Origin of the sequence: Paenibacillus sp. KS1, from assembly GCF_001680695.1 — a bacterium.
In the GTDB taxonomy this organism is placed as follows: Bacteria; Bacillota; Bacilli; order Paenibacillales; family Paenibacillaceae; genus Paenibacillus_B; species Paenibacillus_B suaedae.
In genome coordinates, this window is sequence record NZ_MAIS01000137.1 from 1 (window position 1) to 9,447 (window position 9,447).

The following is a 9,447-nucleotide window of genomic DNA, read 5'->3' on the forward strand; positions in this document are numbered from 1 at the left end:
GGAGCACGTGAGCCACGGAGCGATAAGCTCTGAGCATGTGAGCCTTGGGGCAATAACGCCAGAACATTGTACGTTCTCGTCTATTCGTACTACATCGACGAGAACCTCTGCACTGCAGCAATTCGGGATGTCGTCTTTTGCTTTCCGTGAACTAGACGAGAAGATTGAGTTAACGATACAGTTCGAAGAATCCTATCCGCATGAAAACTATGTTTTCGTCGCAATGACCAATCATCCTTCTTGTTATGCAGTTCTGAAGTCGCAGTTCACGGATCATGTCGTCATTGAAATTATCCGTACACGCATTGGTCCGCAGCCGGAAGGATTCGTATCATGGATCGTGATCGGATAGAAAAGGATCACTTCGCGAATGCCGATTCGTGATTATGAGTAACCGTCAGCGTCAACATGGCTGCTGGCGGTTATTCACCCACGTATTTCAGCCGTTTATCCCCGCTAATCCCTCGTGTATGTACAGATGCCGTTACAACTTATCAGGTAGGCACATACAATGTGGTGGTTACACAGGCATAACTGTCCTAGGGGGTGAAGCGAATTGCGGAGAGTGAAACTGCGTCGGCGGCGGTTCCGTTCTACAAAAAAGCGTAAACGGAGAATGCGCAGATGGAGTCCCAAGATAAAAATACCTGCACATTCTTATCCGGTCTTATCTGTGATCATTCCTGTCTTAAATGAACGCCGCACGCTGTCAAAAGTCATTGAACAGGCTGCCCGAGTCCATCCAAGGACAGAAGTTATCGTGGTATCGAACGGCAGTACAGACGGATCAGATCGGATTGCTGAGTCAATGGGAGCCCGGGTGCTCCGATATGATCAGCCATTAGGGCATGACATAGGGCGAACCGTTGGGGCACAGGCAGCTCGGGGGAATATTTTATTATTCTTGGATGGCGATATGGTGATCGCATCCTCGAAGCTCAGACCTTATATACGGAAGGTTGAAGAAGGCAAAGACATTGTACTTAATGACTATTCAGGACCTGTGAATCGCCATGAAGTGCATCAGGTCGTCTTGGCCAAGCATGCGCTTAACGCGCTGCTATCACGTCCTGACTTGAAGGGGGCATCAATGACAGCGGTGCCCCACGTCATTAGCCGTCGGGGATTGGAAGTTATCGGAGCGGATGCGTTGTCCGTACCGCCGCTCGCACAGGCCATGGCCATCAACAAAGGGCTCGTTGTCACGACCGCTCCTTCCATCGATGTAGGGAAATTGAACCGAATTCGCACCAAAGGGCACATAGCGGATCCATTAGAACAGCTCATCAATGACGATCATATGCGGGCAGTTTGCTGGCTGCTCGAACAGGCTGGAGATCGTGGTGGACATACTGACTTGACTAGACAACGATGGCGGGTGAATTAAGTGAAGCTAAGGAGAAAGCGACAACGGCGCATCAAGATACGGCGTAGAACCCGGCAAGTATTCAGCGTGGCCAGTCGGCGGCGACGCAAAAAATTCCGCCAGCGGAAATCCCAACGGAGGACGAGGAGGAAGCCTCGCCCAATTGCTCCGAAGGTTAGCATCACGGCTGTTCCCCGCGTCCCGCGGGAAATGTGCATGGAGGCCTCAAGGGCTGGACAGGTGCAAGGCATCGAATACGCCATGCAACAAGAAGTGTCGACAGAAGTCCCGCGCCCAATCGTCAAGAATGAGATGCAGAGGCGGTTTGCATCGTTTATGGAGCCTTATCGCCCCATCCTGCGGCACTTTGAGTGGATAAGGGCTATGGCTGAATCGTTCCGAGACGGGTTCGTACAGAGTCGTTTCCCACAAGCTGCAGATGCGGTGCTTGTGCCGACAACGAAGCGTGTAGACGTCGTGCTCAGCGCATGCAATGAGGAGAGAAGCATAGGAGCTGTTCTGCAGCAATTGCAGCAATTGTCGCTAAATGATCTCTTTGTCATCATCAATGGTTCCAAAGATGGTACGCTGCAAATCGCCAAAGAGCAGGCCCAGGAGGCAACCATTGTTCATTATGCCGATCCGTTAGGGCACGATATAGGCCGCTCAATAGGGGCAAGGCTGTCGGACGCTGATATTGTATTGTTTATGGATGGGGACTTTCCAGTACCTGCTGATAAATTGGCTCCGTTCATATGGGCAATTGAGACGGGGGTCGATGTTGCACTGAATAATATTACTCCATTACTTCATCATTTCGGACAGCAGGATGGAATTACGCATTGCAAGCAATGGCTCAATCGCTGCTTGGGGAGAGAAGATCTGTATGCGAACTCAATGACAGCAGTTCCGCATGCCCTTAGCCGCCATGCCATCGAGACGGTGGGTGAAGAGGCGCTCTGTGTTCCACCCAAGGCGCAGGCACTTGCTATCGTACGTGGGCTTCATGTTCAGGCCGTACAGGTCGTGGACGTCATTCATAATAACCGAATTAGACAAACGAATGTCGGAGCAAGCAATCCGGTTGCCACATTAATTCTTGGCGATCACATGGAAGCCTTTCAGGCGCTAATGATGGAGAGGGATACAGTTCGAACAGACAATGTGGAGCGAGAGCGCATTGCAAGGGGAAGAAATGTTGGCTGAAGAAATCATATCCGTATCCACACACCAGTATGATCATTTCAACATATAATGCGCGCAAGTAACGGATAAATGTGCGAGATCAAGTATCGAACGCATATGTTCATGTAGGGAGGATGTACGTCATGAAGGGCATCATATTGGCTGGGGGAACTGGAACCCGTCTCTATCCACTGACCAAGCTTATGAATAAGCACTTAATACCTGTAGGCAAACATCCTATGGTTAGCTATGGGATAGAACGATTGCGCTCAGCGGGCATAACCGACATTTTCATGGTGATTGGTAAAATGTCTGCTTCGTTGTATACCGAGTATTACGGCAGCGGCCAGTCTATGGGGGTGCGCATTACGTATGCAATTCAGGATGAAGCAGGGGGCATCGCGCAGGCGCTGTCGTTGGCAGAGCCCTATTTGACGCGGGATGAGAAGTTTGTTGTGTTGCTGGGCGACAACTTATTTTTGGACAATTTAACCCCTTTTGTAGAAGCGTTTCATCAACAAGATGCTGGAGAGGCCCGTATTCTGCTCAAAAAAGTCAAGGACCCGCATCGATACGGCGTCCCTAAATTCGATAGCGAGCATCAAGATCGAATAGCATGCATTGTAGAAAAGCCAAAAAGCCCCCCATCATCCTATTGTGTCACAGGCATATACATGTACGATACTCAGGTGTTCGAACATATTCGCGCAATTGAGCCATCCGCGCGAGGGGAACTGGAAATTACCGACGTGAACAACTGCTATGCGCAAGCTGGCAAGCTGCGATACAATACGCTTCAGCAATGGTGGATCGATGCGGGGACATTCGATTCCTTATCAGAGGCTTCGCAGCAATTGTGGGAGGTGCGGTTGTGACGCATTTGCTCGTAACCGGCGGCATGGGATTTATCGGGAGCAACTTTATTTTATATATGCTCTCTCAATATGAGGGATTGCGCATTACGAATTTGGATGCACTCACTTACGCTGGCAACCCAGATAATGTGGGGGACGTTGTAACATCCGGTCGTTATCGTTTTATTAAAGCGGACATTACAGAACAGGCGCGTCTCGAACAGATCTTTGCGGAGACGGCGTATGATGCGGTTGTCCATTTCGCGGCGGAGTCCCATGTTGATCGCAGCATTTCTGATCCAGAGGCATTTGTCCGTACGAATGTATTCGGAACATTTCAGCTGCTGGAAGCAGCGAAGCGTCACCGGATCTCGAAGTTCATTCATGTATCTACGGATGAAGTATATGGATCGCTAGGCAAGACAGGTTATTTCACAGAAGAGTCTCCATTGGCGCCGAACAGCCCTTATTCCGCATCGAAAGCGGGATCTGACTTGCTTGTGCGAGCTTATGCACATACGTATGGAATGCCTGTTGTAATTACTCGATGCTCCAATAATTATGGGCCAAGACAGTTCCCAGAGAAGCTTATTCCGACGATTATCCTGCGTGCATTGCATGATGAACCGATTCCTGTATATGGTGACGGGATGTACGTGCGGGATTGGCTGTATGTTACAGACCATTGTGCGGCAATTGATGCGGCATTGAGAGCGGGCAAGGCAGGGGAAGTCTATAACATTGGCGGGCATAATGAGCGTACGAATATTGACATCGTGAAGATGATTCTTCAAGTGCTGGATAAACCGGAATCACTCATTTCCTTTACCTCAGATCGTCCTGGACACGACAAGCGCTATGCCATTGACCCAGCAAAAAGTGAGCGTGAGTTGGGCTGGCGACCAACCGTCAATCTGGAGCAAGGGATGCAGGAAACGATCGATTGGTACGTATCCAACCGAACTTGGTGGGAGAGGGTTCGCACCGGCGCTTATTTAGGCGCACGCTGATTCAGGCTTCAGGCATATAGGCTTTGTAGGCAGATAACTGCATGATGACAAGGGAAGGTGAAGGCATGAGTACGACTGTGGGTCGCAAAAGGCCGCTGCTTATTCTAACTACAGCTTCTATTCGTACTCCACGCAAAAGAAAGCGTCGCCCGCTTGGCAAGCGATTGCGAACAAAGAATGGTCGAGTGGGCAGTCTGAGACGCAAAGGGGCGCGAAGAGGGTTACGGAAAAAGTGGGTTCTGAGATCGAAGCTATCGAAGCTATCGAAGCTGCCGAAGCTGCCGAAGCTAGGAAAAAACGACCCTGTTATTCATCAATTCATTCCAACCATCCCCAATCTGGAGGATGAGAAGCGGCTTAGCTTTGAAGATGGATATCGTCATGGAAGGTATGAGGGAGGCGAGTTGATTCTGGCGAATTTATTGCCTGAGAATACGTATCTCCCTGATATATCCGTAGAAGACGTCATCACTGCAGGCTTCGAACAGTTCCGGCATCAGTTGCAGTCGTTCATAGAACCGGAGGCAGTATGCGCAGAGCTTCATAAGGCGCTGGAAGAGCGAAGACCGATGTCCCTTGTCCGACTTGGTGATGGAGAGATGTTCGCCTTGGCACATGATAAGGTCGTTTCGACTGAACTCGTGCGGAGACATGGCGATTTCCTGGCCTATGCAGGACTTGAAATTCCTGATCATAATTGCCGGGAACAATTGGCTGAAGCTGTGCGCAAGGCGTCATTTGTCGGTGTACCTACCTTCCGTTCCCCGAATTTCCATGGCCTCCTCTTGCCGGTGCTTCGTGCACATGGCATACACATGGGTGATATGAGGCTGACCGTTTCGACAGTGAATTACGCTATTGCATTGCAGGGACACCTGTATGGCTTGCTTAGAAGGCGCCGCGTATTGACTGTGGGCAATGCCGCCGTGGGATTAGCATCCATGTTGAGGAAGCGAGGAATTACAGTAACCGGTACAATTGCTCCTGTTCGGGGGACAACGGATATCCCACGCATTCTAGATGAGGTGTCCCGATATGAATTTGATATCGCCTTGGTAGCGGCAGGAATTCCAGCGGTCATCCTGGCACAGCAAATAGCAGAGCGATACAACAAAGTGGCCATTGATTTCGGCCATCTAGCGAATAAGATCGCGGATGGAGTCATTGCAATATGAAGTTGAAAATTGGATTCGGTAGTGTGAACTTGCATTAAGGGGAAGGGGAGGTGTGACACGTTTATGACTCGACATCGTCGGCCGGTACTGCAGAAGACGCGGAGGGCAGGAGCTCGAACATCAAACAGCACACACCAGCTATCAGGGAAGGGCAAGGGTGACCGGAGGCAAGACCGATTCGATCATGGTTATTCGTTAGGTTATGTCAGAGGCTTTCAGGCAGGTCAAGAACGATATGGCACCCCATTCGACGGAACGAGCATCATTTTACCTGTTTATAATCAACGGAATCAGCTGGAGCAGTGCTTGGACAGTATTTTCTCGAATACGGACAGACCGATCGAAGTGATCGTTGTTGATGATGCCTCAACCGATGATACGCTGGCCTATCTGCAAAGGCTTAGCGGACAGATTAGATATCACAGCCATGAGACCAATCGAGGTCTGGCAAGTGCAATCAATACTGGATTGATGATGTCCAAAGGCAGCACGATATGCATATTGAACAGTGATACGCTCGTAACGCCGAATTGGTTGTCCGGTATGCTGAATTGCTTACACAGCAACATAGAATTTGGTATGGTTGGATCCGTGTCGAACCGTGTTGACGGCGAACAGCAGATACCTGTGCCTTACGAACATGTCAAAGATATGTATGACTTTGCTGCTGAATATAATATCCCAGATGCAAGCCGATGGCATAGCACGGATCGTTTGTTCCATGTGTGCCGCCTTATGCGCCGCAGCACATTTGAAGCGAATGGATACTTTGATGAGCGATTTGAGAATAGCGGATTTGCAGATGAAGATTATCATTTGCGCATGCGGCTGCTAGGGCTCAAGCTTATCGTATCGAGGGACGTATTTATCCATCGCTCGTTCCAAGCAAGCCTGCAGGAGCAGGACGGTCACACTCAATCTAGTCAGGATAAGCATGCGGCTTTCTTTCAAGAGAAGTGGGGCAATGCTTATGATTGGCTTCAGCGTATTCGTAAGCAGCATGGGATGCTTGCGGGCCGGCAATGTCAGGCATTTTATCCGTCTCAGGTGGCAGTTACTGGACTAAACGATGCAAATTATTGGATTGAAAATGGGGCAAAACGTCCTGTTCAAGGGGAGTTGCGTATCCCGATTGTAAGGGTAAGTCAGCTTGAATTGCGAGGCTGGCCAACAGGAGTACCAATTGAGGCTGCTGCGGTTGCGGAGAAATGGAGTAAACAGCATGCAACAGAGGGAAAGATTCCTGACGGTGCTGTATTTAAAACAGAACTAGGAAAGTATTATCGTCGTGAGGGTGAAGCATGCAGAGAGCTTGTTAGTGATCATGCGCTGAACCGCTGGGGATTCGCTGATAAGGTAGCAATCCGTACGGAACAAGAGAGAAGCGACCTTACGGAACAGTTGCCAATTATGGCGCACCCGGTCATTCATTCCTATCACATTTGAGGAATTGAAGAATGGAAGCTAGGCCTTGTGCTTGGGAGGGGAGAATATTGCAACATTTCATCACGGACATGATTGGTCAAATGTCATATACGCAGCGGCATATGGCGCGCGTGCTTGACGCAGAGCGGCATGTAGCGGTTCGCATGGCGCAAATCGTGCATGCACTGCCGGATGTTGACCCTCAATTCGGGGGGGAGAACGATTATAAGGAATACTCCCAGGCATTAACGAAAAGTATCGTAGCTTATCTGAACGGAATCGCGGAGCTAGAGGAAGCAATGGCGGAACAGCTGCAGCATGTGTTGAAGGAGATTTCGGATGATGCAGAGGAATAATGCGCATGCAAGGGGGGATCTGCATGAATAGAGAACAGTCCTATCACGGCATTCTGGAGGCTATGGCCAAGATGCAGGGCAATGTAGCGAAGATCCTAGAAGCTAAAGCAGTAGAGGCCGAGAAGATGCGCAACTGGACGTTGAATCATATGACAGAGCATTCGTTCACGAATCATCGGGAACAGATTGTCGAACCTCTTGACGTGCATGCGCAAGTGGTTGAAGTAATCGAGAGTTTGACGAAGCTGCAAGTCAGTCTGTCCCACAATATGAAGGTACTGCTCCGGCGTGAGGAATCCGAGGGTTACGGGGATAGCCTCGGAGGGGGCATGTTGAATGGAGAGTTCGGAATAGGAGACAAAATGTAATGGCTGCAGCGCACGAGGAGCAGCAGGTGCAGATTGAAATGATCAAGGCTATTGTGCAGAGCCAATCCGCATTGGCACGTATGTTGAATCAAATGGCTGACCTCACAGCACATTCAGAAGCTGCAACGAAATTGCTCAAGGACAATATTCGTCTGTTGTCCATGTATCAGCTTGCACTATGCGGCATGGTCACAGGTTTTCAGACCCGTATTCGCAAGACAGGCACAGCTGCGCCTCCATGGCTGCATCCGGATTGTCAATTCGAGGAGATGAGAGTGGAGGAGGGAGAAGTTGCAAGTGAATAAGCTGAAGCGAGCACGGAGATCCCGGCGGCAAATAGGACAGCAGAAGTTGGTTAGCGGCATTGGATCAACGGGAAGCGTAAGGAAAGCGGGCAAGCAGGTTCCGCAACGGAAATCGCAACGCCGTCTTCAGGTTGTGAAGCAGCCCGATCGTCGGCGTACAACGAAGCAATTTGCCTCAACACATTCGACTCATCATCGCATTCAGCATCCTGCATATCAAGATGGATATCGGGTGGGGTATGCGAAAGGATATGAAGATGCACATCAACTGTCCTATGCCAATCAAGCATAACGAAATGAACAGTCTGACACTTGCATGGGCAAGAGGAGGGCTGTTTTTTAATGGCTATCGAGTGATAGGATTCGGGCAAGAAGGAACTTGAACAAGTATCACGTTTGGGTAAACGGGGTAGAACGATGCGCAGTTGTATGCCTGCGCATCGTCAGAAACTTGATTTTCGTTTACAGCTCTCTATAAATTGGTTTCAAGGGGAGAGACATAGCTTCCTGCTTGAATGTGGCTCCAGTTGTATGACGTCAAGCGTGGTTCCGCCTACCAGAGGTAGATCGAGCCACATGCGCATAACGTTTACTCCCCATGCACGAGGAATGATCGTATCCCACATGATTCCACGCTGCTGCACTTCCCATTGGGAGATCGCCTTGTGAGCTCGTAGACGGGTGCTGCCGCTATAGTTGTGTTCCGTACTGTCGAGTAGCTGTTCACGCGGTTGAAGTCGAATATAAACAAGGTCGGAAGCAAGATGAACGTCCATCTCTTCTGGTTGAACGATTCTGTCTCCATGCTGCTCGTTCCATTTTCCCCAGTGTTCAGATAGCTTGTGACTTAGTAATTGTGCAAGTTCTAGGTCTTGCATATCGTGCCTCCTCTCGATGAGATGCAATATCTGCCGTGCAGATCGAAATCGATTGCAAGCAGCGTCTCAGTTGTTGTGCGTATCCTACCTTTTGGAATAGAGATTGTAAATAGAATCCAATCCAGGAAATCCAAACAAATGGTCAAACAAAGCGTTTACATACAGGTATTTATTTAAATTTCTTTGTTTTTCTCATGAAATCATCGCCGCATAAGCAAAGTTGAGAAATTGCGAGGTAATGATGCTGTAATGAGAGATAAGATGGGATTAGTTGATCACAATTGCCCGGAAATGGAGAAATTATGGTTTTCATTTCATTTACAGCAGGAGGGGGAAAGGCGTAAGATTCAGTTCAGCAACAACAACGTTATCCGTTGCGTCTCAATCGCTGAATTCCGCAGGAAGCGGAAGCGGGGGAACCAATAAAGCGAATGGAGCTGAGTGGACAGTCAGCAGCCACCGTTCGCATGGGGTGAATCCGGCACAGGATTGCTGTCCTGGCTGGTAGGGCGACTCTTCGCGCCC

Annotated in this window: 12 protein-coding genes and 1 riboswitch; of the genes, 11 read left to right on the forward strand and 1 reads right to left on the reverse strand. The window is 49.5% G+C overall.

Going from position 1 to position 9,447, the window contains the following annotated elements; all coding sequences use genetic code 11:
- From BBG47_RS26250 to BBG47_RS26300, 11 genes are all read left to right on the forward strand, one after another.
- Nucleotides 1-352, forward strand: a 352-nt coding sequence (locus BBG47_RS26250; RefSeq protein ID WP_139070780.1) for a WIAG-tail domain, incomplete at its 5' end; no start/stop codon positions are given.
- 204 nt (nt 353-556) lie between these two features.
- Entirely contained in the window at nt 557-1,387 is an 831-nt protein-coding gene (locus BBG47_RS26255) for a glycosyltransferase family 2 protein (protein WP_251487199.1), read from the forward strand.
- 195 nt (nt 1,388-1,582) lie between these two features.
- Complete coding sequence (locus BBG47_RS26260) at nt 1,583-2,572, forward strand: glycosyltransferase family 2 protein (RefSeq protein ID WP_251487202.1); 990 nt, start codon at nt 1,583-1,585, stop codon at nt 2,570-2,572.
- Nucleotides 2,573-2,694: 122 nt separating this feature from the next.
- Nucleotides 2,695-3,426, forward strand: coding sequence for a sugar phosphate nucleotidyltransferase (locus tag BBG47_RS26265; RefSeq protein ID WP_065294200.1), 732 nt, complete (start codon nt 2,695-2,697; stop codon nt 3,424-3,426).
- On the forward strand, nt 3,423-4,415 hold the full coding sequence (rfbB, locus tag BBG47_RS26270) for a dTDP-glucose 4,6-dehydratase (protein ID WP_094183224.1): 993 nt from the start codon (nt 3,423-3,425) through the stop codon (nt 4,413-4,415). The genes BBG47_RS26265 and rfbB overlap by 4 nt, the downstream gene beginning before the upstream one ends.
- 65 nt (nt 4,416-4,480) lie before the next feature.
- Nucleotides 4,481-5,590 carry a GT-D fold domain-containing protein gene (locus BBG47_RS26275; RefSeq protein WP_251487204.1) on the forward strand — a complete coding sequence of 370 codons (1,110 nt, stop codon included), beginning with the start codon at nt 4,481-4,483 and terminating at the stop codon, nt 5,588-5,590.
- A 63-nt stretch (nt 5,591-5,653) separates the two neighbouring features.
- The gene (locus tag BBG47_RS26280; protein ID WP_065294201.1) at nt 5,654-7,036 is read left to right on the forward strand and encodes a glycosyltransferase family 2 protein; all 1,383 of its coding nucleotides are present in this window, start codon (nt 5,654-5,656) and stop codon (nt 7,034-7,036) included.
- 47 nt (nt 7,037-7,083) lie between these two features.
- On the forward strand, nt 7,084-7,371 hold the full coding sequence (locus BBG47_RS26285; protein WP_021259109.1) for a hypothetical protein: 288 nt from the start codon (nt 7,084-7,086) through the stop codon (nt 7,369-7,371).
- Between the two features lie 23 nt (nt 7,372-7,394).
- Entirely contained in the window at nt 7,395-7,739 is a 345-nt protein-coding gene (locus tag BBG47_RS26290; RefSeq protein ID WP_065294202.1) for an alpha-helical endospore appendage domain-containing protein, read from the forward strand.
- Nucleotides 7,739-8,044, forward strand: coding sequence for a hypothetical protein (locus tag BBG47_RS26295; RefSeq protein WP_021259107.1), 306 nt, complete (start codon nt 7,739-7,741; stop codon nt 8,042-8,044). Before BBG47_RS26290 ends, BBG47_RS26295 begins: the two co-directional genes overlap by 1 nt.
- Nucleotides 8,037-8,336, forward strand: coding sequence for a hypothetical protein (locus BBG47_RS26300; protein WP_028533773.1), 300 nt, complete (start codon nt 8,037-8,039; stop codon nt 8,334-8,336). The genes BBG47_RS26295 and BBG47_RS26300 overlap by 8 nt, the downstream gene beginning before the upstream one ends.
- 193 nt (nt 8,337-8,529) lie before the next feature.
- Here the strand turns inward: BBG47_RS26300 and BBG47_RS26305 are convergent, their stop codons facing one another.
- Nucleotides 8,530-8,922, reverse strand: coding sequence for a hypothetical protein (locus BBG47_RS26305; protein ID WP_065294203.1), 393 nt, complete (start codon nt 8,920-8,922; stop codon nt 8,530-8,532).
- 376 nt (nt 8,923-9,298) lie between these two features.
- A riboswitch (cyclic di-AMP (ydaO/yuaA leader) is annotated at nt 9,299-9,447 on the forward strand. This riboswitch is flagged as partial in the annotation.

Coding starts and splice junctions, on each gene's coding strand:
- BBG47_RS26260 (WP_251487202.1), top strand. CDS start 1,583: ATGGAGGCCTCAAGGGCTGGACAGGTGCAAGGCATCGAATACGCCATG.
- BBG47_RS26265 (WP_065294200.1), top strand. CDS start 2,695: ATGAAGGGCATCATATTGGCTGGGGGAACTGGAACCCGTCTCTATCCA.
- BBG47_RS26275 (WP_251487204.1), top strand. CDS start 4,481: ATGAGTACGACTGTGGGTCGCAAAAGGCCGCTGCTTATTCTAACTACA.
- BBG47_RS26280 (WP_065294201.1), top strand. CDS start 5,654: ATGACTCGACATCGTCGGCCGGTACTGCAGAAGACGCGGAGGGCAGGA.
- BBG47_RS26290 (WP_065294202.1), top strand. CDS start 7,395: ATGAATAGAGAACAGTCCTATCACGGCATTCTGGAGGCTATGGCCAAG.
- BBG47_RS26295 (WP_021259107.1), top strand. CDS start 7,739: ATGGCTGCAGCGCACGAGGAGCAGCAGGTGCAGATTGAAATGATCAAG.
- BBG47_RS26305 (WP_065294203.1), bottom strand. CDS start 8,922: ATGCAAGACCTAGAACTTGCACAATTACTAAGTCACAAGCTATCTGAA.